The 24,567-nt window shown below is 46.8% G+C and carries 21 protein-coding genes; 5 read left to right on the top strand and 16 right to left on the bottom strand.

The features are described from left to right. From hisD to hprK, 8 genes are all read right to left on the bottom strand, one after another. The gene (hisD, locus tag AC2EXB_RS05855; RefSeq protein ID WP_483604075.1) at window positions 1-1,278 is read right to left on the bottom strand and encodes a histidinol dehydrogenase; all 1,278 of its coding nucleotides are present in this window, start codon (window positions 1,276-1,278) and stop codon (window positions 1-3) included. Further along, on the bottom strand, window positions 1,275-1,901 hold the full coding sequence (hisG, locus tag AC2EXB_RS05850) for an ATP phosphoribosyltransferase (protein ID WP_483604074.1): 627 nt from the start codon (window positions 1,899-1,901) through the stop codon (window positions 1,275-1,277). Before hisG ends, hisD begins: the two co-directional genes overlap by 4 nt. Continuing rightward, a complete protein-coding gene (hisZ, locus tag AC2EXB_RS05845) occupies window positions 1,894-3,057 on the bottom strand; it encodes an ATP phosphoribosyltransferase regulatory subunit (protein WP_483604073.1) in 1,164 nt (387 codons plus the stop codon). The genes hisG and hisZ overlap by 8 nt, the downstream gene beginning before the upstream one ends. 134 nt (window positions 3,058-3,191) lie before the next feature. After that, on the bottom strand, window positions 3,192-3,734 hold the full coding sequence (locus AC2EXB_RS05840) for an acyltransferase (RefSeq protein ID WP_483604072.1): 543 nt from the start codon (window positions 3,732-3,734) through the stop codon (window positions 3,192-3,194). Then, window positions 3,731-4,384: a pyrophosphatase PpaX gene (gene ppaX / locus AC2EXB_RS05835; RefSeq protein WP_483604071.1), complete on the bottom strand. Its 654-nt coding sequence runs from the start codon at window positions 4,382-4,384 to the stop codon at window positions 3,731-3,733. Before ppaX ends, AC2EXB_RS05840 begins: the two co-directional genes overlap by 4 nt. Further along, window positions 4,381-5,316: a nucleoside recognition domain-containing protein gene (locus tag AC2EXB_RS05830; protein WP_483604070.1), complete on the bottom strand. Its 936-nt coding sequence runs from the start codon at window positions 5,314-5,316 to the stop codon at window positions 4,381-4,383. The genes ppaX and AC2EXB_RS05830 overlap by 4 nt, the downstream gene beginning before the upstream one ends. A gap of 19 nt (window positions 5,317-5,335) precedes the next feature. Then, window positions 5,336-6,148 carry a prolipoprotein diacylglyceryl transferase gene (lgt, locus tag AC2EXB_RS05825; protein WP_483604069.1) on the bottom strand — a complete coding sequence of 271 codons (813 nt, stop codon included), beginning with the start codon at window positions 6,146-6,148 and terminating at the stop codon, window positions 5,336-5,338. Between the two features lie 21 nt (window positions 6,149-6,169). Beyond that, window positions 6,170-7,096 carry an HPr(Ser) kinase/phosphatase gene (hprK, locus tag AC2EXB_RS05820; protein WP_235198680.1) on the bottom strand — a complete coding sequence of 309 codons (927 nt, stop codon included), beginning with the start codon at window positions 7,094-7,096 and terminating at the stop codon, window positions 6,170-6,172. A 165-nt stretch (window positions 7,097-7,261) separates the two neighbouring features. Here hprK and AC2EXB_RS05815 point away from each other — a divergent pair, with 165 nt between their 5' ends. The 3 genes from AC2EXB_RS05815 to AC2EXB_RS05805 all read left to right on the top strand — a co-directional run bounded on the left by AC2EXB_RS05815 (window position 7,262) and on the right by AC2EXB_RS05805 (window position 10,313). Continuing rightward, entirely contained in the window at window positions 7,262-7,828 is a 567-nt protein-coding gene (locus AC2EXB_RS05815) for an N-acetylmuramoyl-L-alanine amidase (protein WP_483604068.1), read from the top strand. A gap of 79 nt (window positions 7,829-7,907) precedes the next feature. Beyond that, window positions 7,908-9,860, top strand: a complete 1,953-nt coding sequence (locus AC2EXB_RS05810) for a GTP-binding protein (protein ID WP_483604067.1) — start codon at window positions 7,908-7,910, stop codon at window positions 9,858-9,860. A 27-nt stretch (window positions 9,861-9,887) separates the two neighbouring features. Further along, on the top strand, window positions 9,888-10,313 hold the full coding sequence (locus AC2EXB_RS05805) for a DUF1801 domain-containing protein (protein ID WP_483604066.1): 426 nt from the start codon (window positions 9,888-9,890) through the stop codon (window positions 10,311-10,313). A gap of 36 nt (window positions 10,314-10,349) precedes the next feature. On the opposite strand, the gene AC2EXB_RS05800 is transcribed toward AC2EXB_RS05805, so the two are convergent. The 4 genes from AC2EXB_RS05800 to AC2EXB_RS05785 all read right to left on the bottom strand — a co-directional run bounded on the left by AC2EXB_RS05800 (window position 10,350) and on the right by AC2EXB_RS05785 (window position 16,902). Further along, window positions 10,350-11,531 carry a DUF4097 family beta strand repeat-containing protein gene (locus tag AC2EXB_RS05800; RefSeq protein ID WP_235198676.1) on the bottom strand — a complete coding sequence of 394 codons (1,182 nt, stop codon included), beginning with the start codon at window positions 11,529-11,531 and terminating at the stop codon, window positions 10,350-10,352. Between the two features lie 116 nt (window positions 11,532-11,647). Next, entirely contained in the window at window positions 11,648-14,530 is a 2,883-nt protein-coding gene (uvrA, locus tag AC2EXB_RS05795) for an excinuclease ABC subunit UvrA (RefSeq protein WP_483604065.1), read from the bottom strand. Window positions 14,531-14,536: 6 nt separating this feature from the next. Continuing rightward, window positions 14,537-16,519, bottom strand: coding sequence for an excinuclease ABC subunit UvrB (gene uvrB / locus AC2EXB_RS05790; protein WP_483604064.1), 1,983 nt, complete (start codon window positions 16,517-16,519; stop codon window positions 14,537-14,539). 143 nt (window positions 16,520-16,662) lie between these two features. Continuing rightward, window positions 16,663-16,902, bottom strand: coding sequence for an IDEAL domain-containing protein (locus AC2EXB_RS05785; protein WP_052652260.1), 240 nt, complete (start codon window positions 16,900-16,902; stop codon window positions 16,663-16,665). A 177-nt stretch (window positions 16,903-17,079) separates the two neighbouring features. On the opposite strand from AC2EXB_RS05785, the gene AC2EXB_RS05780 reads away from it, so the two are divergent. Beyond that, window positions 17,080-17,634, top strand: a complete 555-nt coding sequence (locus AC2EXB_RS05780) for a competence protein ComK (protein ID WP_483604063.1) — start codon at window positions 17,080-17,082, stop codon at window positions 17,632-17,634. A gap of 97 nt (window positions 17,635-17,731) precedes the next feature. On the opposite strand, the gene AC2EXB_RS05775 is transcribed toward AC2EXB_RS05780, so the two are convergent. Together AC2EXB_RS05775 and AC2EXB_RS05770 are read right to left on the bottom strand one after the other, a co-directional pair. Beyond that, on the bottom strand, window positions 17,732-18,097 hold the full coding sequence (locus AC2EXB_RS05775; protein WP_483604062.1) for a YhjD family protein: 366 nt from the start codon (window positions 18,095-18,097) through the stop codon (window positions 17,732-17,734). Window positions 18,098-18,219: 122 nt separating this feature from the next. Continuing rightward, window positions 18,220-19,836 carry an ABC1 kinase family protein gene (locus tag AC2EXB_RS05770; RefSeq protein WP_235198671.1) on the bottom strand — a complete coding sequence of 539 codons (1,617 nt, stop codon included), beginning with the start codon at window positions 19,834-19,836 and terminating at the stop codon, window positions 18,220-18,222. 103 nt (window positions 19,837-19,939) lie between these two features. Here AC2EXB_RS05770 and AC2EXB_RS05765 point away from each other — a divergent pair, with 103 nt between their 5' ends. After that, window positions 19,940-20,716, top strand: coding sequence for an enoyl-CoA hydratase-related protein (locus AC2EXB_RS05765; RefSeq protein WP_251479911.1), 777 nt, complete (start codon window positions 19,940-19,942; stop codon window positions 20,714-20,716). Between the two features lie 147 nt (window positions 20,717-20,863). Here AC2EXB_RS05765 and AC2EXB_RS05760 read toward each other — a convergent pair whose 3' ends face one another. Together AC2EXB_RS05760 and AC2EXB_RS05755 are read right to left on the bottom strand one after the other, a co-directional pair. Beyond that, on the bottom strand, window positions 20,864-22,840 hold the full coding sequence (locus AC2EXB_RS05760) for a S9 family peptidase (RefSeq protein WP_483604061.1): 1,977 nt from the start codon (window positions 22,838-22,840) through the stop codon (window positions 20,864-20,866). 168 nt (window positions 22,841-23,008) lie between these two features. Continuing rightward, window positions 23,009-24,565: a fatty acid--CoA ligase family protein gene (locus AC2EXB_RS05755; RefSeq protein ID WP_483604060.1), complete on the bottom strand. Its 1,557-nt coding sequence runs from the start codon at window positions 24,563-24,565 to the stop codon at window positions 23,009-23,011. Between the last annotated feature and the right edge of the window lie 2 nt (window positions 24,566-24,567).

Genomic DNA, 24,567 nt, shown 5'->3' with positions numbered 1-24,567 from the left:
TCAATTCCCCTTTTCCCATGAACGCGATTCTACTGCCCGTGCGTGGCCTTCCAGCCCTTCTAGACGCGCGAGCCTCGCAATCTTCGCTTCGTTCTCTTGCCATGCCAGTTCGCTGTAATAGATGACACTTGTCCGTTTAATGAAATCATAGACCGACAATGCGCTTGAAAAACGGGCAGTGCTGTTTGTCGGCAACACGTGGTTCGTGCCGGCAAAATAATCGCCGACCGGCTCCGAAGAATAGCGGCCAATAAAAATGGCACCGGCATTTTCTATTTTGTCTGCTGCCGCTTCTGCATCGGCCGCAATAATTTCCAGGTGTTCCGGAGCCAGTTCATTGGCTGCCTTGATCAATTCATCCATCGATTCGCCGATATAAATCATGCCGTAATCCTGGATGGCTTGTGCAGCAATGGAATGCCGCGGCAAAGTTTCCAGTTGGCGGTCTATTTCTTTTGAAACCGCGTCGGCCAATTGTTCGCTTGCTGTCAACAAAACGGCACTCGCCAGCGGATCATGCTCTGCCTGGGACAATAAATCCGCTGCCACTTCATCGGCATACGCCGTGTCGTCTGCAACAACCGCGATTTCACTTGGTCCCGCGATCATATCGATGGCCACATCGCCGTTTACTTCGCGTTTAGCGAGCGCCACAAATACATTGCCCGGCCCCGTTATTTTATCCACTGCTTGAATCGTTTCCGTTCCATAAGCGAGTGCGGCAATCGCTTGCGCTCCGCCCACTTTATAAACTTCCGTAATCCCTAGAATATGGGCAGCTGCTAAAACTCCGTCAGATAAAGCCCCGTCTTTTCCTGGAGGCGACGTTAACACGATGCGCCGCACTCCTGCCACTTGGGCAGGAATGACGTTCATCAATACCGAAGATGGGTAAGCGGCTGTGCCGCCGGGAACATAAAGTCCAGCCGAGCCAATCGCAGATACCCGCTGCGCTACATAAGAACCATCCGGTTTCTCATTTTTATAGCCTTCCTGCTTTTGGCTTTCATGGTAACTCCGGATATTCGCTGCCGCTTCTTTTAAATCTTCCAGCAATTGCGGATCAAAACGGGATGCTGCCTCATCGATTTCAGATTGCTCAACGCGAATGCTGCCAAGTTCAACGCCGTCCCATTTTGCTGTATACTCACGCAATGCCTGATCTCCGTTCGAACGGACATTTTGGATGATTTCCTTGACGGCCGCCACTTGCGCCGCGTTTCCTTCCGCGACGTTTCTTCTGAGGGAAATGCCGGCTGCTAATTTCGTTTGTCTCATTTTAGCGCCTGCTTTCTCAGCTTTTCAACCATTTCCGAGATGCGCTGCTGCTTCAACCGGTAGCTCACAGGATTCGCGATTAATCTTGAAGTGATATCGACAATTTTTTCGTACTCCACTAAGCCATTTTCTTTTAAAGTCTTTCCTGTCGAAACGATATCGACAATCCGGTCCGCTAGCCCGATCATCGGCGCCAATTCAATCGAACCGTTCAATTCGATGATTTCCACTTGTTCGCCTTTGCTGCGGTAAAAACGGGAAGCCACTTCCGGATATTTTGTCGCGATGCGCGGCGTCACTTCGTTCATGGTTGTATTCGGCAATCCCGCTGTAGCGATATAGCAGCTGCTGATGCCAAGATCCAGCAATTCGTGGACAGAGCGGTCATGCTCAAGCATCACGTCTTTACCGGCTATGCCGACGTCCGCAACTCCGTGCTCAACGTATACCGGTACATCCATCGGTTTTGCCAGGATAAAGCGGAAACGTTCATTTGGCGCTTCCACGATCAACTTGCGGGAATCATCCAGTTCTTTCGGCAAATCATAGCCCGCTTTCACCAATAACTCATAAGCTTCTTCGAAAATCCGTCCTTTTGGCATCGCAATCGTCAATTCAACCATTCGTACCACCGTCCAATCGTCTGACATCGCTGAACAATGCCGTAAATTCATCTAATGCTTGAACCGCTGGAGCGTATTGCAAAGTCGTCCGCTGTCCTTCTGACCGGAGCTTCTGCGCCAATTCATGTGCTTCCTGCTCCGTCTCTTCTGTGAATAAAACAAGCGTCTGCAATTCTTTTTCACGGTTTGGGGCCATAGCTTCCAATAGCCGATCAACCCGTAAGCCAAAACCTGTCGCGCCGACTTGAAGATTGAATTGCTTCATCAATCCATCGTAGCGCCCTCCGTTGCCGAGCGGGAATCCGCTTCCTGCTCCGTAGAACTCAAAAACGAGCCCCGTGTAATAGGTCATATGGCTAATGAAAGTTAAATCGAATGTAACCGAATCCACCAGGCCATTGCGGCCCATAATTTTATGCAATTTCAGCATTTCTTCATATAATTCATTTTGCTCCGTATTTGAAGGGTCGATCCATTGCTTCCATTCTGCCAATGTCGAAGTCGTGATCAATCGATTAAAACTTTCTAACGCTTCTACTTTGATGGGCAAAGATAAAGCCAGCTGTTCAAAGCCTACACTGTTTTTGGAAACCAGTGCTTCCCGGACCAAATCGATTTGTTCATCCGATAAACCGAAATCCTTTAGGATCAACTGCAGCAATTGGGTATGCCCAATGACAATCCGAACCGATTCCACTTTCAGTTCTTTCAGAATTGAAGAAGCTAGAATGATCACTTCCGCATCCGCATAAAGAGAATCATCTCCGATCAATTCAACGCCCATCTGTTCAAATTCCGCTGGACGTCCCCCTTCGCGTTTTTGTGCCCGAAATACATTCGAGTAATAAGCGAGCCGAACCGGCATTTTCTCTTTTAAAAGTTTTGAAGCGGCAACACGTGCAATCGGCGAAGTCATATCCGGACGCAGCACTAATGTTTCGCCTTGGCTGTCCAGCAATTTAAAGAGGGCGTTATCAGCGATTGCGCTGATTTTCCCGATCGTTTCGTAATATTCAAGCGTCGGCGTCTGCAGCAAATCATAGCCTGCTTTTTCCATGATCGATGTCCCTTTGGAGCGCAATTCAGCTTTCTTTTTTGCGATGAAAGGGAAATCATCCCGCATGCCGAGCGGTTTTTCGAACATTTGGATCGTCATTGAATTCACTTCCTATATTTGGTTATTTTACTTTAGTTAGTTAGAGTGGTGAAGTATTTTTTAATTTTAACTTATCTATCTATCAACCGTCAAGGAATTAGAAAAAAGCCCGTGAAGAAAAGGGTTGTTTTTCTTCACAGGCTTTCTCTTGCTGCTTGTTCAGCAGCGCTTTCTAATTGGCGTTCCGCCATTTGTTCAGCTGTATAAATGATTTGCATCGGATTGCCGCCGACAAAAGCGCCCGCGGGAACATCCTTATGGACCAATGTGGCAGCGGAAACGATGGCGCCGTCACCAATGGTGATGCCGGGTAAAATGGTGCTATTTGCGCCGATCATGACCCGGTCCCCAATCACCACTTCCCCGAGCCGGTATTCTTCGATCAAATATTCATGGGCGAGAATCGTGGTATTGTAGCCGATCACCGAGTTTTTCCCGACTTTAATTTTCTCCGGAAACATCACATCGAGCATCACCATCAAAGCGAATGAAGATTGCTTACCGATTTCCATGCCGAGAAACGTTTTATAGAGCCAATTTTTCATGGGCAAAAACGGGGTATAGCGAGCCGTTTGAATCACCGCAAAATTCTTTGCAACTTTCCAGAACGGAACCGTTTTGTAGATATGCCAAAGTGAATTGGGACCGGTGACAAAATGGCGCTCTGTCTTTCTCATTGGACCGCTTCTTTCGTCAATTCCAGCAAATCGCTAATGTGCTGCAGCATGAAATCCGGTTCGTAGCTCGCTAAAAAGGCTTCCCCTTTGATGGACCAAGCGACTCCCGCTGTCCGGACTCCTGCATTTTTGCCGCCTTCGATGTCGTGGTAATTATCGCCGATCATCAATGCTTCTTCTTTTGAAGCTCCGAGCTTTTCCAAGGCCAATAAAATCGGCTCCGGATCCGGCTTCGGATTTTTGACTTCGTCTAAGCTGATGATGTGTTCAAACACTTCATCAATGCCCATCAATGCCAAGCCGCGTTTAATATTCGCACTTCTTTTCGTCGACACGATCGCCATTTTTATGCCACGCGCTTTCAATAGGCGCAGCGTTTCCGTGACGCCGTCGTATTCCGTGATAAGTTCGTCATGCAATTGTTTATTGATCGCCCGGTATTGTGTTGTCAACTCAATAGCACGCTCCGCATCAATCGATTCGAAAGTCTGTTCAAGCGACGGACCGATAAAATGCAGAATGTCCTCCCTTTCATAGCGCCCTGGGAAATGCTCTCCAAGAACTGCGATAAAAGTCTGGATGATCAATTCATTTGTATCCAGCAGCGTGCCGTCAAAATCGAACAGCAGCGTATTGATTTCTTTCGTCATGTCGAATACACTTCCTTCCGGTTAGCTTCTGATTTCCGCCAGACATACGAAACGAAAATCGTCAAAACAAGTGCCGTGATCAGCCGGATCAAGAACAAGGGCCAAATCGGGATGCCAAGCGGAATAAAGATCAGCGTATCTTCTACGATGGCATGGCAGGCCACTAAGAAAATAAAAGCCAAGGTCGCATCTTTTTTGCTGACTCCGTCTTCCTGGACGGCTTGGATCATCACTCCTGCCCCCATCGCCAATCCGAAAATCAAGCCTGACGCTAAAGTGAGAGAAGCATTTTTCTTAATTCCCAGCAGGCGGGTTAATGGACCCATACCATCTGAAATGCGCTGCAAATAGCCTTTGTCTTTCAATATTTGGATCATAAGCATAAGCGGAATGACAATCATCGCTAATTGCAAAACGCCGAATGTCGCTTTTTCAAGGCCTAAAAGGAAAATGCCCATCCAACTCTGCGGATCTGCTGCCGCTTCCGGTGCAAAACCGTACTGGGCAATTTCCCCGCCGCCTTTCCACACCAAGTTGATGATGATTCCCGAGAGAGCCGCGAGTCCAAAGCGGACAACTAAAACGACCCAAAGCTTGACGCCAACTTTCAACGCGACGCCGGTTTCAATAAAGATATTATGTGAAAATGACAGCATGACCGCGAGGATGAAGACTTCTTTGACGGTCAACTCCAAAGACAAGATTCCGGCAATTCCGGCATAAAGGTTTAAGGTGTTTCCGAGAACCAATGGAATGGCGGCATCCCCGCTAAGCCCGAACAATCCCATGAGCGGCGCAACTAAATCAATTATAAAAGGCAAAACAGGCGTGAACTGGAGCATGGTCACGATTAAGGTAATCGGGAAAATCACTTTTCCTAATGTCCATGTCGTCTTAAGGCCTGCTTTTAATCCATTTTTCAAAGTAGACATTCCATCGCTTCTTTCTCTATTATTTATCCAAATAGCGGGGAGGATTTTTCAAGCTCACTCTCCGGTAAATGATGAACACAGCACTGATCAAAATCGCAAGAATCGACACGACTTGCGCCGCACGAAGTTCTCCGATGACATATAGGCTGTCTGTACGCATTCCTTCTATGACGAAACGGCCAACTGAATACCAGATGGCATAGAAGAAGAACATTTCGCCGCGGACCAGGTTGACCCGCCGCAGCAACAATAAAATGATAATGCCAATAAGGCTCCATAACGATTCGTATAGGAAAGTCGGATGGTAATACGATCCGTCTATGTACATTTGGTTAATGATCCAGTCGGGCAAGAACAAATTTTCCAGGAAGTTTCGGGAAACCTCTCCGCCGTGTGCTTCCTGGTTGATGAAATTCCCCCACCGGCCAACTGCCTGGCCGATCAGGATGCTTGGCGCTAAAATATCCGCCACTTTCAAAAATGAGGTATTGCGGCGTTTCGTAAAAATATAAGCAACGATGACCGAAGCAATCAAGGCCCCGTGAATCGCAATTCCACCATTCCATATGGCGATGATATCAGCGGGATGGTCTTTATAATGCTCCCACTGGAACGTGACGTAGTAAATTCGTGCCCCTACAATGGCCAGCGGCACCGCCCAAATTAAGAGATCCGTCAAAAAATCCGGATGCAGCCCCCGTTTGACCATTTCACGCTGCCCTACTAAAAATGCAATGACTATGCCCGTAGCGATGATGACACCGTACCAACGGACATCGATCGGACCGAGTGAAAACGCGATCGGATCGATTGCAGCTAAAAACGAATACATGACTTGCACCTTCCCGTCCACTTAGTTTGTATCTTGCGCAATGACGTCGTCCAGACGTTTTGAAAACTCTTCCGCTGCGTTGACGCCCATGCGCTTCAAGCGGTAATTCATAGCGGCCACTTCGATGATAACAGATAAGTTTCGTCCTGGCCGGACAGGAATCGTTAATTTCGTTAAGTCCGTATCAATGATTCTCATCTTCTCTTCTTCCAATCCTAACCGGTCGTAAGTTTTTTCTTGGTCCCAAATTTCCAAATCAATGACCAATGAAATCCGTTTGAACATCCGGACGGCACTTGCGCCGAAAAGTGTCATGATATCAATGATGCCGACGCCTCGTATTTCAAGCAAATGCTCAATCAATTTGGGTGGATGGCCGACCAAAGTATTCTCACCTTCCTGGTGGATTTCTACGCAATCATCTGCCACTAAGCGATGCCCTTTTTTCACAAGTTCGAGCGCAGTCTCACTCTTCCCGACGCCGCTTTTGCCCGTGATCAAGACACCTACACCGTAAATATCGACTAACACACCATGGACAGCTGTCGTTGGCGCCAGCTGGCTTTCCAAATAATTCGTCAACAAACTGGAAAAACGCGTGGTTGGCATTTGCGTGCTGAGAACCGGTACATGCGTTTTGCTCGAGGCATCCACTAATTCCGCTGGCACATCCATACCGTGGGATACAATGATTGCCGGCGTTTCTTCCGTACAAAGCTTCATCATGCGATTTCGGCGTTCATCCGCTTCTAGTAAAGCGAAAAATGACAATTCTGTCTTGCCGAGCAATTGCATCCGGTTGGCCGGATAATGCGTAAAGTAACCCGCCATTTCAAGTCCTGGACGGGAAATATCGCTAATCGGGATATGACGGCCCAATCCTTCTTGTCCGCTGATCAATTTTAAATCAAATGTTTCCATTACTTGTTTTGTTGTAACTTGTCCCATCTTTACCCTCATTCCTTTTACACTCAGAAACAAAGAACTTTTTCAAAGTTCTTTCTTCTTTCAAGCGGTTTGCTCCTATTTTAACATGGAAACAATGAAATTGAAGTTTTTGATGTCTCCTTTCTGTCCACCTCCTTCTATATATACAGGAAAGGAGGAGAAAAAATGAAAATAATGCTTGATGCTGGACATGGTCCAGAGACGCCAGGCAAGCGCTCTCCGGACGGCAGGCTGCGGGAATTCCATTTTAATTCTGCTGTTGCGGATGCGGTCAAAAAACGATTGGGGTTAGATGGCCATTTGGTCCTCTTCAGCCACCAAAAAGATGCAGATGTCCCGTTGCATGAAAGAACAAATTTAGCTAACCGGCTAAAAGTGGAATTGTTCATCTCCATTCATGCCAATGCATACGGCTCTACTTTCAATCCGAGTTGCGGAATTGAGTGCTTTACGTATACGAATCCTTCCGCAGCTGCCAAAACATTGGCCGCCTCCCTCCAGACCGCTTTAGTTCTTGCAACCGGACGCCCGGATCGCGGAGTGAAAAAAGCTGATTTCGCTGTTCTTCGCGATACAAATATGCCAGCTGTTTTGATTGAATGCGGGTTTATGACCAATCGGATTGAACTGGAGTTATTGAAGTCCGAAAGCTACCAGAATTCTTGTGCCAATGCGATTGTTTTCGGCATCAACTGCTATCAGAATGCTAAGAATGCCCGAAGGAAAGCCTAACCGCTTCCTTCGGGTTTTTTTTATTTTCTCCTCTTTCTGCTACACTTGTTTTAAGAAGCTGAACATAAAGAGGTGCAAGATGTACAAAACAATTGGGATTTTGGCGCATGTTGATTCTGGAAAAACCACATTTTCAGAACAGCTGCTCTTTCATACACATAGCATTCGGCAGCGTGGGCGCGTCGATCATCAAGATACGTTTCTCGACAGCCACGAAATCGAAAAAAATCGGGGCATCACCATTTTTGCCGACCAAGCCCTATTTCAGCATGGTGATTCGACTTATTATTTAATCGATACCCCTGGCCATGTCGATTTTTCACCGGAGATGGAACGGGCCATCCAAGTCATGGATTATGCCATTGTGCTGGTGAATGCGGCTGATGGCATCGAAGGCCATACGGAAACTGTTTGGCGCCTGTTGGATAAATACAAAGTGCCGGTCTTCTTTTTTCTCAATAAAACCGACCGTGAAGGCGCAGACCCGAAAACGGTTTTACAAGAAATGAAACAAGAATTGACGCCTGATATTTTCGATATAACCGAGGAATTCCAAGAGGAAGAGCTTTCCGAGGAATTGATTGAATTCATCGCAGAACGAGATGAAGATTTGTTGGAGCATTATATGGAGTCGGGCTACGATGCGCATTTATGGCGGCAAACCTTAATCGCCATGATCCACGATCGCCGGATTTTCCTCTGCGGCAGCGGATCGGCGCTAAAAGATATTGGCGTTCTGCCGTTTTTCGAAAAACTGGATGCGTTAACGGCAACTTCCTATGATGATGAACAACCATTTTCTGCAAAAGTCTATAAAATTCGCCACGAATCTAATGGCACTCGCCTGACCTTTTTTAAAGTACTGAGCGGCACTTTGCGCGTACGCGATGAAATCGAATACGGGGAACCTGATTCAAGGAAGATTGAAAAAGCGACGCAGCTCCGGGTTTACAACGGAGCTAAATTCCAGCCCTCCGAAATGGCACACGCTGGCCAATTGATTGCCGCAACCGGTTTAAGTGAAACCCGAATCGGCGACGGGTTAGGAGCTTTGATCAATTCCCCTTCTTCTGAAACGATTTCCGCCTTGAAATCGAAAGTGCTTTTTGAAGATTCCATTTCGATAAAAGAAGGATTGAAGGCGTTCCAATTGCTCGATGCTGAAGATCCCTCGCTTCAAATCAACTGGGATGAGCATTTCCAGGAACTCCATATCCATGTGATGGGGGTGATCCAATTGGAAGTGCTAGAACAAATCATCAAAGACCGCTTCGGTTTCACTGTAGCGTTTGGCAATCCGGAAATTTTATATAAAGAAACGATTACGGACACAGTTACCGGCTATGGCCATTTTGAACCTTTGCGCCATTATGCAGAAGTCCATCTGAAAATCGAAGCTGCGGAACGCGGAAGCGGCGTGGCCTTGACCAACCTTTGCCATGCGGATGACTTATCCACAGGCAACCAGAACTTGGTCCTCCATCATTTAAGCGAACGGGACCATCATGGTTTATTGACCGGGTCGCCGTTGACGGATGTGCAGATCACCTTGCTGACTGGCCGCGGCCACAAAGAACATACTTCCGGCGGAGACTTCCGGGAGGCCGCTTACCGTGCACTTCGGCAAGGACTCGAGAAAGCCCAAAACCGCCTTTTAGAACCGATGTACCGCTTTAAAATAAGCACAAGCATCGATTTTATGGGCAAAGTGCTTTCCGATATCCAGCAAGCCCATGGAAAGTTTGAAGCGCCGCACACTGCAGAGGGCAAAGTTTTTATCGAAGGCACCGTTCCTGTCGCCACTTTTATGAATTACAGCACAGAATTTGCATCGTTCACCCACGGCAAAGGAAGTTTAAATCTACTATTCGGAGGCTACGATTTCTGCCATAATGAAGAAGAGATCATTCAACAGATTCAGTACAATAAAGAAGCCGATCCTGCCTATACTTCTACATCCATTTTTTGCGCCAAAGGCCAAGGCTATAAAGTGCCATGGGATGAAGCGGAAGCTGCCATGCACCTCTTATAAACTCTATTAGAAATGAGGGCGAAGATGATGTACGAACAGAAGACGAAAGAAACCGATGAAAGTGTCATCGAATTTATCGAATCGGTAGAGAATCCAAAAAAACGGCAAGACGCTTATCGATTGCTGGAAATTTTCGAAGAAACAAGCGGATATCCGGCTAAAATGTGGGGACCGAGCATAATCGGTTTCGGCTCCTATCATTATGTATATGCTTCCGGGCACGAAGGCGATGCACCGCTCGTGGGCTTTTCGCCCCGCAAAGCAAAAATCACGCTATATTTCGCAACCGGCGACGACGAACGCATCCAATTGCTCGAAAAGCTAGGAAAGCACACAAGCGGAAAAGGCTGTGTCTATATCAATAAAACAGATGATGTTGACATAAGCGTTTTGAAACAACTGATCACCCAGTCCATCATGTTTCTGCAAAAACTTTATCCTCCAACTCCATAAAAAAGCCGGCATATGGCATGCCGGCTTTTTCGTCTATTATTCGATTGTCAGGTAGCGTACAAGAACCGTACCGGTTTTTGTTTCACCATGAATCAATAACGGAGCTGCTACAGCTTCCCCGCTGTCTTTCGAGAAGCGGATGGATTTCTGCATAAACTGCCCTTGCTCATGGGTGTTTTCCACATCAGCCAATAAGACATCCATTTTCCCTAAGTTAGAAGAAACTTCGCCTCTTAGCGGCAAATGGGACGGGATGTAGATTTCCAAATTGCCCGCAATGGTTTTCGCTTCCACTTTGCGTGCTTCTTTGCATCTTGATGTCACGACTACATTGCCGTTTAACGACTTCGCTTCAACGGCTTGAATATCGCCGTCTACATAAATGCGGCCATTGAGCGTTTCCGTTTCAAGGAATTTCCCTGTCACTTCCTGGACTTGGATGGCTCCATTCGCTGTTTCCAGTTCTGCATCATCGAAATTGCTGTTTTTCAAATCGATTTTACCGTTCGCTGTTTTGACTTTGACCAAAGCCGCATCAATGCGCTTCATTGTAAACCCGCCGTTGAACAGGCGTGCTGTAATGTGGTCGTACGTTTTCGCAGGAACGTAAAGAACAATATTCACTTGAGTGGTTTTCATATCGCTGATAATCCGCAGCTTTTGGTTGTCTGCGATAAAGACGAATTTATCCAGGAAATCTTCTCTCGCTTGCGTTTCCGATTCTGCACGGAACGCTTTAACGGTACATTCAGCACGGATTGTTTCGTCCTGTGAAGCAAAAATTTCAAGCTGCCCGTTCGCTAAATCTGCAATGATGTTATCGATTGCCAGATTTTCTTCGCGGAAAGTATGGCTAAATTGGATAGCTTCACCGAAAGGCGAATCAAAATCCATTGTTTTCAATTTGCTGACTGAACTTTGCATAAACGTCATCATGCGGTCGCCTAATTGATTGAAATCTTTCGAAACGTTTTTCGAAAAATCTTTGGAAACGTTTTTTGAAATGTCTTTCGAAAATCTTTTGATCATATCTTCTGGTCTGAATAGTCCACGCTTTCCGCGCTTTTCACGGTATTCGTTGCGGCCATAAGAAGAATCACGCGATGATTCCTGGTTTCCGCCGCCACCATCAATCGCTCTTAATAATTCGACAGCTTCTCTTGCCGTAATCGTACCATTTTCGACCATATCCAATATGCGTTCTTTTTCACTTTGCATGTATTGCGGCCTCCTCTTTGCCGAACTCTTGAACAGCCGGAACCTTGCTCCTTCCGGCTGAACAAAATCCAAGCTGAATGTTCTACTTAATCATACGTTTACTGACTGGAAAAGTTTCATTTTGCAACTTTTTTCTTGCTTGACGCCTTTTTGACTTTCGCATCGGTACGGGCACGATCCCGTTCCAAAATGGGTCCAAGGTATTTGCCTGTATAGGATTTCTTTACAGCAGCTATATCTTCCGGTGTCCCTGTCGCAATAATCGTACCGCCTTTATCGCCGCCTTCTGGCCCTAGATCGATAATGTGGTCAGCGGTCTTGATGACATCGAGATTATGTTCAATGGTCAAGACTGTATCGCCGTTATCCACCAAACGCTGGAGCACGAGAAGGAGCCTCGAAATGTCGTCAGCGTGGAGCCCGGTTGTCGGCTCGTCCAATATATAGAAGGATTTGCCGTTTGAGCGTTTATGCAGCTCTGAAGCCAGTTTCACACGCTGCGCCTCTCCTCCGGACAGCGTAGTCGCCGGTTGGCCCAATGTGATATAGCCTAATCCCACATCGACGATGGTTTTCAGCTTGCGGTGAATTTTCGGATGGTGCTCGAAAAATTGCGACGCCGCTTCAACCGTCATTTCCAATACATCGGAGATGCTCTTGTCTTTATACTTCACTTCCAATGTTTCCCGGTTATAGCGTTTTCCATGGCAGATCTCACAAGGCACATAGACATCCGGAAGGAAATGCATTTCTATTTTTATAATACCATCTCCGCGGCAGGCTTCACAGCGTCCACCCTTGATGTTAAAACTGAATCGCCCTTTTTTATAGCCGCGTACTTTCGCTTCGTTTGTCGATGCATACACATCGCGAATATCGTCGAACACCCCGGTATAAGTTGCCGGATTCGATCTTGGGGTACGGCCGATTGGCGATTGGTCGATATCGATGACTTTTTCCAACTCATCAATGCCTTCCAATGATTTGTGTTTGCCTGGTTTGATGCGTGCCCGGTTCAAGCGGCTTGCCAATGATTTATAAAGAATTTCATTGACCAAGGTACTTTTTCCAGAACCCGATACACCGGTAACCGCCACAAACAAGCCGAGCGGAATATCAATGTCCACATTCTTCAAGTTATTTTCACTGGCTCCGCGAATTGAAATTTTGCGGCCATCAGATTGTCGGCGCTCTGCCGGAATCGGGATGAACTTCGCCCCTTTCAAATACTGGCCAGTCAACGATTTTTTATTTTTCATTACTTTTTCAGGGGTACCGGCCGCGATGACTTCCCCGCCGTGCACGCCTGCCCCTGGTCCGATATCAATTAAATAATCGGCTGCGAGCATCGTGTCTTCATCGTGTTCTACGACGATGAGCGTATTTCCGAGATCGCGCATGTCTTTTAATGCCCCGATCAAGCGGTCATTGTCTCGTTGATGCAAACCGATCGACGGTTCATCCAGTATATACAAGACGCCGGTCAATCGTGAACCGATTTGAGTAGCAAGACGGATCCGCTGAGCTTCCCCGCCCGATAAAGTGCCGGATGCACGGTTAAGCGTCAAATAATCCAAACCGACATTGATCAGGAAACTGACCCGTTCCCGGATCTCGCGCACAATGGTGTCTGCAATTTGAGCGTCTTTTTCCGAAAGGACAAGCTTCTCGAAAAATTGATCCGCTTCGACAATCGAGAATTCGGAAACCGATCCGATATGCAGATCATTCACTTTAACTGCGAGCGACTCCGGTTTCAAGCGATACCCTTTACAAGTCGGGCAAGGCTGTTCACCCATGTATTTCTCCATTTGTTCCCGCGTCCAGTCAGAAGACGTTTCTCTGAATCTCCGGTCGACGTTCGTCAGGACCCCTTCAAAATGAATGTGGTTGTCCCGAATTTGGCCATAGTCATTCTCATAGCGGAAACGGATTTTGTCGTGTCCAGAACCGTGAAGCAGAATTTGGATATGCTCTTCTGGCAATTCGTTCATCGGGACCGTCATGTCGATCTTATAATGCTTGCATACCGCTTTCAGCATTTGCGGATAGTATTGCGAACTCGTCGGTTTCCAAGGAGCGATGGCATCTTGCTCGAGCGACAAATTCCAGTCGGGAATAACTAAATCAGGATCCACTTCCAGCTTATGTCCAAGGCCGTCACATTCCGGACAAGCGCCAAAAGGCGAGTTGAATGAAAACATCCGGGGCTCCAATTCACCGATTGAAAATCCGCAGATCGGGCACGCATGATGTTCACTGAACAAAAGTTCTTCCTGTTCCATGACATCAACTAGCACGCGCCCTTCCCCTAACCGCAATGCCGCTTCCAAAGAATCGCTGAGGCGTGGTGCAATGCCTTCTTTCATGATGACGCGGTCAATTACCACTTCAATCGAATGTTTCTTGTTCTTATCCAGATTGATGTCATCGTCAAGATCCGTTAAAACACCGTCAATGCGAACTCGTACGTATCCTTGTTTTTTAATATCTTCCAGCATCTTCACATGCGTACCTTTTCGCCCTGAGACAACCGGTGCTAAAATCTGCATTTTTGTCCGCTCCGGGTACTCAAGCAAACGATCGACCATTTGTTCAATCGTCTGTGAAGAAATCTCAATGCCATGATTCGGACAGATCGGTTTGCCGATCCGTGCATACATTAAGCGCATATAATCATAGATCTCAGTTACTGTCGCCACGGTAGAACGCGGATTTTTGCTCGTTGTTTTCTGATCGATTGAAATGGCTGGCGACAGCCCTTCGATCAAATCGACATCCGGCTTATCCATCTGCCCTAAAAATTGGCGTGCATAGGAAGACAGCGATTCGACGTATCGCCGCTGCCCTTCTGCATAAATCGTATCAAAAGCCAACGAAGATTTTCCGGAACCGGAAAGGCCCGTCATCACCACAAGCTGGTCGCGCGGGATGGTGACATCAATGTTTTTCAGATTGTGGGCTCTTGCCCCTTTTATACGTATTTCCTGGTTTTTCAAGTTCCATCACCCTTCCGCTTTCAATTCAAGCACAGTATCGCGAAGTTCGGCAGCCCGTTCGAAATCGAGCGCTTTTGCCGCTTCTTTCATTTCTTTTTCCAATAACGAAATCAGCTTCAGGCGATCTTCTTTGTTGAGCTTTTTGCCTGCTGCTGCTTTTGTAACATATTGTTCGGTGTCTTCCGCTGCCGTAGTAGCACGGATAACATCGCGGATTTTCTTTTGGATGGTAATCGGTGTGATGCCGTGTTTTTCATTGTATTCTGCTTGGATGGTCCGGCGCCGAGTCGTTTCCTCAATCGCTTTTGTCATCGAATCGGTCATTCTGTCCGCATACATGATAACGTGGCCATTCGAGTTCCGGGCAGCCCGTCCCATTGTCTGGATCAATGACCGTTCGGAACGGAGGAAGCCTTCCTTATCCGCATCCAAGATGGTTACAAGCGAGACTTCCGGAATATCGAGCCCTTCACGAAGCAAGTTGATGCCGACAAGGACATCATAGACACCCATTCGCAGCTCCCGGATGATTTCAATGCGTTCCAAGGTTTTAATCTCGGAATGCAGGTAGTTTACTTTCACGCCTGCCTCTTTCAAATAAGCCGTTAAGTCTTCAGACATTTTTTTGGTCAATGTCGTTACGAGTACCCGCTCATCCCGTTCCACGCGCTGGCGGATTTCATCCATTAAATCATCGATTTGCCCTTCGATCGGCCGCACTTCGATCGTTGGATCGAGCAATCCTGTCGGACGGATGATCTGTTCGACCATTTCCGGTGTATGTTCCAGTTCATAAGGGCCTGGCGTCGCTGATACGAATACCGCTTGATGGATATGCTTTTCAAATTCATCAAATGTCAAAGGGCGGTTATCCATGGCAGACGGCAAACGGAAACCATGGTCGACCAGCACTTTTTTGCGTGCTTGGTCACCATTGAACATGCCTCTTACCTGCGGCAGTGTCACGTGGCTTTCATCGACAACCAACAAGAAATCTTCCGGGAAATAATCAATCAATGTATAAGGCTGCGCACCTGGAGGACGCAAAGTCAAATGGCGGGAATAGTTTTCGATTCCTGAACAGAACCCCATCTCGCGCATCATTTCCAAGTCATAGCGTGTCCGCTGCTCCAGCCGCTGGGCTTCAAGCAATTTATCTTCTGCACGCATTTCCTTTAAACGCTCTTCCAGTTCCGCTTCGATATTCTCGATGGCTTTTGTCATCTTTTCTTCACCGGTAACAAAGTGGGATGCCGGGTAGATGGCGACGTGTTCACGTTCCCCGATGATTTCGCCAGTCAACGCATCCACTTCACGGATCCGATCGATTTCATCTCCAAAAAACTCAACGCGCAAGCAATGTTCGTCACGGGAGGCCGGGAAAATTTCCACGACATCTCCGCGCACGCGAAAAGTTCCGCGAATAAAGTTGATGTCGTTTCGTTCATATTGGACATCAACCAATTTCCGGAGCAGCTGATTGCGTTCGATTTCCATCCCTTTTCGAAGGGATACCACAAGTTCCCGGTATTCTTTTGGGGATCCAAGTCCGTAAATGCATGAAACTGAAGCAACGACGATGACATCGTCGCGTTCAAACAATGAGCTTGTTGCTGAATGCCGCAATTTATCGATTTCATCGTTGATGCTGGCATCTTTTTCTATATAAGTATCCGATTGTGGAACATAAGCTTCTGGCTGATAGTAATCGTAATAGCTGACAAAGTATTCAACCGCATTATCAGGGAAAAATTCTTTGAATTCGCTGTAAAGCTGGCCAGCCAATGTTTTGTTATGCGCCATGATCAAAGTCGGCTTCTTCACTTGCTGAATGACGTTTGACATCGTATAAGTCTTGCCCGTTCCTGTAGCTCCGAGCAATGTCTGGCAGCGCTTGCCATTGATGATGCCTTCCGTCAGTTCCGCTATGGCTTGCGGTTGGTCTCCAGCCGGTTCATAAGGGGCCTGGAGTTTAAATTCCTGTTTCATAGTCAACGTCCTCCCGTTATATCATTCTCTCTATTTTATCATATGCCCTAAAAATCCCCTAACAAAAAGCGAACGTATGTTTTTTATCATTTTTTTCTTTTTGCGCAATAAAAAAAACCGCTCACCAGGAGCGGTTTTCTCATTTAATCTTCATCACATTGCAGGCTCTGCAACTGTGCGGTATAAGTGGCGAATGATTGACGGTCATTATTGTCCAGGGCTTCATCGATTAATGTCATGAGCTGTGCTTCTTGCTGTGAGCGGTGAACATGCTTTAAAAATAAATCCAGGTAAATGTCATTAAGCAGTTTTTCCGCTTCAGTAATCTTTTTTGTTTGAGCCATCGCTTTCATGAAATCAGCATAAGAATAATAGTTTTCCATTCTTCTTCACCCCGAATGCTTTTCATTAGTATACATGAAAGCGATAGGAATAATCAATAACTTTTTTGAAAATTCTAATGAAATAGAAAAAATTTTATATTCCGATTAAAGGCGTTGATTAATTTCCATATTTTATTATAATGTTATATGTATAGTAAATTAAAGGGGTGTTTAATCATGGGTAAAAGGAATCAAAATCCCTTATCATATACTGTGTGCAGCAACACTTATGCACTTATGCCGTATATGGACGGCCACCGGGAGGGCACACGTGTGATTGAAGACCGCAGTGAGTTCGTGGTCGAAGAGTCGGTTTACAAAACGGTCACTTCTTCTTGTTCGTTTTATCGGGGATCGCTGGAAAGTGCAACTTTGTATTCCCAAAAGGCGATCCGCGTGAAGCATAAACCGCCTGTCATCATCGGCGAATATTACGGCAATCCCTTACTTTTCTTCCCAACCCATTCTCCGAAGAATAAAGATTCCGTTTGGTTTAACTTCGATGCCGTGGAACTCGTAGATACGGATGAAAGCGGAAAAGGAAGCATCGTCCATTTGAGCAATGGAGTGACAGTACCGCTCGATGTCTCGCCCATCGCACTCAGAAACCAGCATTCTTTCGCCGGTTCGCTTCGCCGCTATTTCAAAAACGCCCAACAGGTCCATAAACACCAGATGGTCTATTTAACAAAGCGCCGCTATACACCGCGCAAAGAACACCCGCTCGATTGATTGCCTTTCTTTTAAGCAAAGAGGCAGAGATTCATACCTCGACGATTCGTCAGCCTCTTTTCTATAAGGCCGATCTCTTTTAAGGGTCTTTGTTCCATTAGGTTTCATTGTATGCCATCGCTAAATACACCCTCAATAATTCTTCTACCCGATTGCGCAGCCGCACATTCAAATAGCGGCGATGATCTTCAAATCCCCCATGATAAAAGACATATTCAGTGAAAGTATCATCTCCTTTTCCTCTCATCACTTTCATGTGGCGCTTCCGCATCTGGATTTTTGTATCTGTCAGTTCTCTTTGCGCATGCTTGCTTGCGCCTTCTATCAGCTCCAAATAAGGCCGTTTCAACTTAAAAGACCCCTTTTCGATCAAGGCGCGGTCGCGTTCTAAAATGATCAACACCATCGGCAAATAAATCATGTTTTCAAAATGGGCTACTTCCTCTTGTGAGATCAACGGCATCTTGTCCACCTCCCCAAAAAGAGAACATTTGTTCTTATTTTTATTTTACAGCTAAAATGGCAGAATGCAATAGCCCGCATGTAAAAAAAAACTGCGCCTTAGCCGGCGCAGTTTTTTGATGGTTATTTAATTGATCGATAGGTCCATAAAGATCCGACGAAAAATGCGGAAGACACCCAAATTAATGCTTCATGGGAAAACCAGACCGCAATCGAGATGCCGAGAAAAGAAAGGATTGTAAAAATCCCGGCGAACATACGGCTCTGCAAGTCTCTTTGATGTTCCCGTACGCGGCCATCCCGGTTCTCCAAGTAATGGCGCATGCGTTCCGGCTCTTCCAAGTAATTGATCACTTTCTGCGGGAAAACCCGCAGCGGAGTTGATGCTTGGATTACCCAGCGCAATACATCTTCTTTGCCGAACATCCGCTTTCCTTCTTTTTGGGAGGAAGCCCATTCCAGTATTCGCGGACGGGCAAGGGCAAGCAAATCAATGCCAGGATCCAGGACATGGAGCACGCCGACAAAAATCGAAGCTGCTCTTCCGAAAAAAGCGAATTCTGCAGGAAGTTGAACAGGCTGTGTCCGGACAATGCCTTGCAAATCTTTCAACAAGCGCTCGACCACAAAGCTGTCCATCTGCATCAATTCATTCGACTCATAAGCGGTGACGAGCCGGGCAATCGTATCGGCCAGCAAAGCCCGGTCAGCTTGCGGCAACAGGAAACGCAGCTCTTCCAATGCATCCAGCACTTCATCGTAATTTTTAAAGATGATGCCTTCTGCAATCCTTAGGACCGCTTGTGAATCGGCTTTTGAAATCGTTCCGGTCATGCCAAAGTCAATCAACACAATCGTGCCGTCAGGCTTGAGTAAAATATTGCCGCCGTGCGGGTCCGCGTGGAATTGACCCCCGTAGAGCACTTGTTCAAGAAACAGGATGAACAGCCGCTCTGAAAGTTCATGGCGGTCCAAATTGTGTTTTTCGATAAATGCCAGATCCGTAATGCGCGCCCCTTCAATCCATTCCATCACAAGAACGCGGCGGGTGGTGTATTCATCAAAATAAACAGGAAAACGAACGCCTTCCATTCCATCAAAGCGTTCTGCAAATGCGCGGCCGCTTTGAAGCTCTTGAAGGAAATTCAATTCGGCTCCGATTGTTTCGGTCATTTCGTTGTACAGTTGCTTGAAATCCATTTGTTTTGAAAGCGGCGTAAATGTCCGCAAGAACCAGATAACGATTCGGATCGCCTGAAAATCAGCTCGCAGGATACGATCTGTTCCAGGGCGCTGGACTTTGATCGCCACTTCCGTTCCATCTTTTAAAACGCCTTTATAGACTTCTCCGATCGAAGCAGAGGCAACCGACTCATTGGATAAGCTCGTCAAATAGCTTGTGTGAGGCGAATTCCACTCTTGTTCCAGCACAGAGACGATTTTTTGGCGAGACACGGATGGTACGCGGTCTGTCAGGCCTTCCAGTTCCACTAAAAAAGAAGGCGGCATGATGTCGGCTCGTGTAGACAGGAATTGCCCTAGTTTAATCATTAACCCGCTTAATTTCAGAGCGAGAATTTTATACTCTTTTGCTTGTTTGGTTACGAGCTTTTCCCATTTTTCCTGTACAAGCGGATTCCAGTTGCCCCGGTGGCGGCGCTGGAAGAGCATCGCTTGCGTATAGAATTTGATTGCCATGAAGACAATGCGGAAAATGCGGATGAATGCAATACGCGTCATTAGTGAGCCCCCTTCCCTGGCTTTCATTATAGAGTTTGTTAGCGCAATAGTCCAAAAAGTGGTATGTTTTTTAAGGATGGCAAGATTTTAAAGGGGGATGGAAATGAATACAATTCATTACGAACAACAAGGGAATCTCGCGTTTATTACGCTAAACCGGCCTGAAGCCATGAATGCCTTCAACTACGATATGCTGACGGAACTTGGGCAAGTCGTTGAGGCGATCCGCATCAATCCGGACATCCGGGTAGTGGTATTTACAGGGGCTGGCGAAAAGGCGTTTAGCGTAGGGGCTGATTTGAAAGAACGCAAAACTTTGACCGACCAGCATGTGAAGCGCAACATCTTCAAAATCGGTGAAGTTTTTACAACGATTGAAAACTTGCCGCAGCCGACCATCGCCATGATGAACGGTTTTGCATTCGGCGGGGGCATGGAACTCGCACTAGCCTGTGATTTCCGCATCATTGCGGATGATACGCTGCTCGGCTTAACTGAAACGAGCCTCGCCATCATCCCGGGCGCTGGAGGCACGCAGCGTTTGCCGCGGCTGATCGGCGAATCGAAAGCAATGGAATTGATCTTAACGGCGCGCCGCTTGAAATCTCCAGAAGCGCTTGATTACGGCCTCGTCACGAAAGTGGTGCCGCGCAGCGAGTTGATTGAAGCTACCGCTCAATTTGCCGATATGATGCTTGCCAACGGGCCAATCGCGCTGCAGCAAGCAAAATATGCTATCAAGAACGGCATGAATGCTGATTTGCAGACCGGCTTGAATATTGAACGGAAAGCTTACGAGCTGACCATTCCGACCGAAGACCGCATCGAAGCGTTGATGGCATTTGGCGAAAAACGAAAACCGGTGTTTAAAGGGAAATAATTATGGATTAGAAAAAGCCGTGCAGCCCGCACGGCTTTTTTGATGGATTTTGCGTTTCTGCAAACAATTGTTGATTTCCCGCAAACAAACCTCAACATCCCATAAAAAAGCGGCGCCTGGCAATCAGGCACCGCTCACTTTTAACTCTTACAGGTATTTTTCCATCCAGCCGGTAATCTGCTCGAGGCGGACAAAGCGGAGATTCGGTTTTCCGGTGCGCGACAAATTATGGTCGGCTTCCGGGAAACGGACGAATTCGGTTTCTTTGCCCATGCTTTTCAGCGTAATGTAGAATTGCTCCGATTGTTCGATCGGGCAGCGGTAATCATTTTCCGAATGCAGGATCAATAACGGCGTTTTCACATTGGCTGCGTATTTCAGCGGCGAATGCTTCCATAATTTCTCGACATCCGTCATATCAGTGCCGATTTGCCAATCGCTGAAATAATAGCCGATATCCGACACCCCGAAGAATGAAATCCAGTTGGAAATGGAACGCTGCGTCACAGCCGCTTTGAACAGGTCAGTATGGCCGACGATCCAGTTGGTCATGAACCCGCCGTAGCTTCCGCCGGTAACACCTAAGCGATCTTGATCGATCCAGTCATGGTCCGCCAGCATCTCTTCAAGCGATTTGATGATATCTTCATAGTCCGCTCCGCCGTAATCGCCGCGTACGGCATCCACAAACTCCTGGCTGTAGCCGTGGCTTCCTCTCGGGTTGACGTATAGGACGCCGAAGCCTCTCGCTGCAAGCAATTGCATTTCATGGACGAATGTATTGCCGTACATGGCATGCGGACCACCGTGGATATTCACGACCAGCGGATATTTCTCCCCTTCTGCATAGCCGCGCGGTTTCATCAACCAGCCATGGATGGCCCAATCATTTGCCCCTTTTGCAATGATGGAAGCCGGCTGAATCAATTCCGTTTCTTCCAAATAGGTTTTATTGAACGCTGTAAGGGCTGAACGTTCACCGGTGGCAATCGTCAATTTATACAATTCTCCCGGGTTTACGGGGTTGCTGATGGCAGCTACTGCAAATACACCGTCACGCGAAATATCGTATCCGTAGATATGTTCCATCTCAGGCGATGCCGGGTAGATGGCCCCGTCAAGCGAAGCGAAGTACAAACGGACATCGCCCATTGTGGAAACTTGGAAATACAGATGGTCATCTTTTGTCCATACTACCGCCGGTGCGACGGCGCCTTGCTGATGGTCGGCTACTGTATAATCCCCAATCGGGAAATCCATGCTTTCTGTCAGGCAGAAATAGCCTCCTGCTGCCACATCGTATACATAAATTTCTGTATGCGTTGCGTTTTCGAAATAACGGGTACTTCCAGCAAATGCAATTTTCGAATCGTCAAACGAAAATGCCGCACCGCCGAAATAGCCTCCTTCATCATTGATCAAGGTTTCTTTTCGGGTTTCCACTTCGTATAAATACAAAGGCTCCTGGAAAAGGTGATCCACATTCTCCTCACGGACAACGCTATAGACCAGACGGCTGCCGTCATGCGATACCGTTTCCAAGCTGTAATGGTAATCGCCTTCTGTAATTTGCTCCACTTCTTTTGTTTCGATGTCGACGATCCCGATATGGCGATGGACATCTTGCGGCACAAGACCCGCGCCGTCCATTTTGTATTTCATCGTCGTCACGAAGACCGGCTCCGGCTTTTTCTTTTCTTCTTTGTCTTCTTTATCCGTAAATGTTTTGCCGTCTTTTGCCATGGCATTGATCCAAATCTTCTTGTTGCAAGGGGACCAGACAAAACTGTTCACGCCTTTTTCAAAATCCGTTAATGCCTTCGCTTCCCCTCCAGATGCATGGATAACGTATAATTGGTTTTTCTCATCGCGCGTCGATAAAAATGCGATTTTTGAACCATCCGCGGACCATGACGGCGAGGAAACCCGTTCTTTTCCGTGCGTCCATTGCGTCACTTTCCCGCTCGCCAAATCACTATGGTACAGATGGGCAATATATGTATTTTCTTCTTCATCCATATGTGTCCGGATAAATACGGCTTGCGTTCCATCCGGCGAAATATGAGGATCTGTCACCGATATTAATTTAGTCAGGTCTTTTATTTCTACAGCTTTTTTGGCCACTTGAAATCCTCCTTGGGTTAATTATTTCGAAACTCGCAATATTACTTCTCTTACTATAATGAAAAATGTCAGTTTTTTCAATCAAATGCATCAAAAAAGCTCAGGCAGTCTAGCCGCCTGAGCTTTTTCCCCCTTCCGGCTGGTAAGACCGGATATTTTGCAACTGTTTTATGATTTATTCAACGCTTGATCTTTTAAGGAACGGCGCAGGATTTTTCCTGTCGTATTTTTCGGTAGATCGTCAAGGACTTCAAAATGCTTTGGCACTTTGTATTTCGCTAAGTGCTCTGCACAATACGCGCCAAGCTCTTCTATCGTCACCGAAGAATCTTTTAACACGACGTAGGCATTCACTTCTTCACCGAAATTCGGATCCGGCAAACCGACGACTGCCGCTTCTGAAATGCCTGGATGTGCAAATAGCACTTCTTCGACTTCACGCGGGTAGACGTTATAGCCTCCAACGATAATCATGTCTTTTTTGCGGTCAACAATATAGAAATAGCCTTCTTCGTCGACTTTAGCTAAGTCGCCAGTGTAAAGCCAGCCATCCCGAAGAGCAGCATTCGTCTCTTCCGGCATTTTGTAATAGCCTTTCATGACATTAGGGCCGCGGACAATCAATTCGCCGACTTCGCCTACAGCGACTTCTTCTCCCAATTCATCGACCACTTTGTTTTCTACATTGACAATGGACGTTCCGATCGAACCTGCTTTACGTTCGCGGTCAACCGGATTGAAGCACGTAACCGGCGAAGCTTCTGATAAGCCGTAACCTTCCGATACACGAACATTGAATTTCTCTTCGAAATTATGGAGCAATGCTACCGGCAATGCAGATCCTCCTGAAATCGCGAGGCGGACAGTTTCAAAATCAGCCGTTTGCGCTTCCGGGAATTGATACATGAAATTGAACATCGTCGGTACCCCAGCAAAAATGGTCGCTTTCTGGGATTTGATCGCGTCAAATACATCTTTCGGATTGAAGCGCGGAATGAGAATAATGGTCGCGCCTTGGATCAACGGTGCATTGACCACAACTGTCAAAGCAAAGACATGGAATACTGGCAACGTAGCAATAATCCGGTCTTCCTGTCCGATTTGCAGGTAAGCGCCGGTATCACGGGCATTGGAATACAAATTGCCGTGCGTCAGCATTGCACCTTTTGGTTTGCCAGTTGTTCCAGATGTATACAAAATGACAGCGTTATCATCTGTTTGCACATCAGCCGACTGTTCAATCGAATTGGCTTTGGAGAGAATTTCCGAGAAAGCCGCCACTTTTTGGCCAACTTCGTTCGGCAATTCTGCCAATTTTGCAGCTGTTGCAGCATCGGTCTCGCAAATGACGAAGGTCTCCACCTTCGGAAGCGCCATATGTGCTTTTTCAACAAGCGGCAATAAAGCATCCAGTGCAATAACCACTTTCGCATCACTGTCTTTCACTATGTAAGCGATTTCATCAGGAGCGTAAATCGGATTGATTGGCACTGCTGTTGCCCCGAGTCGCATCGTTGCATATAAAGAGATGAGGAAATGCGGAGAGTTGCCCAGCAAAAATGCGACATGGTCCCCTTTTTCTACTCCCAATTCTTTAAGGGCGCCGGCGAATTTAGAAACCGATTGATCGAATTCCCCGTACGATGTATCTTTCCCCATAAAATGATACGCCGCTTTGTTTGGATCTTGCAGTGAAATTTCATGAACACGTTTGCTTAAATTCATTT

The sequence above is a fragment of the Planococcus alkaliphilus genome, assembly GCF_057031095.1.
The sequence above is the reverse complement of the archived record's forward strand: the minus strand, read 5'-3'. Positions and strand labels throughout refer to the sequence as shown.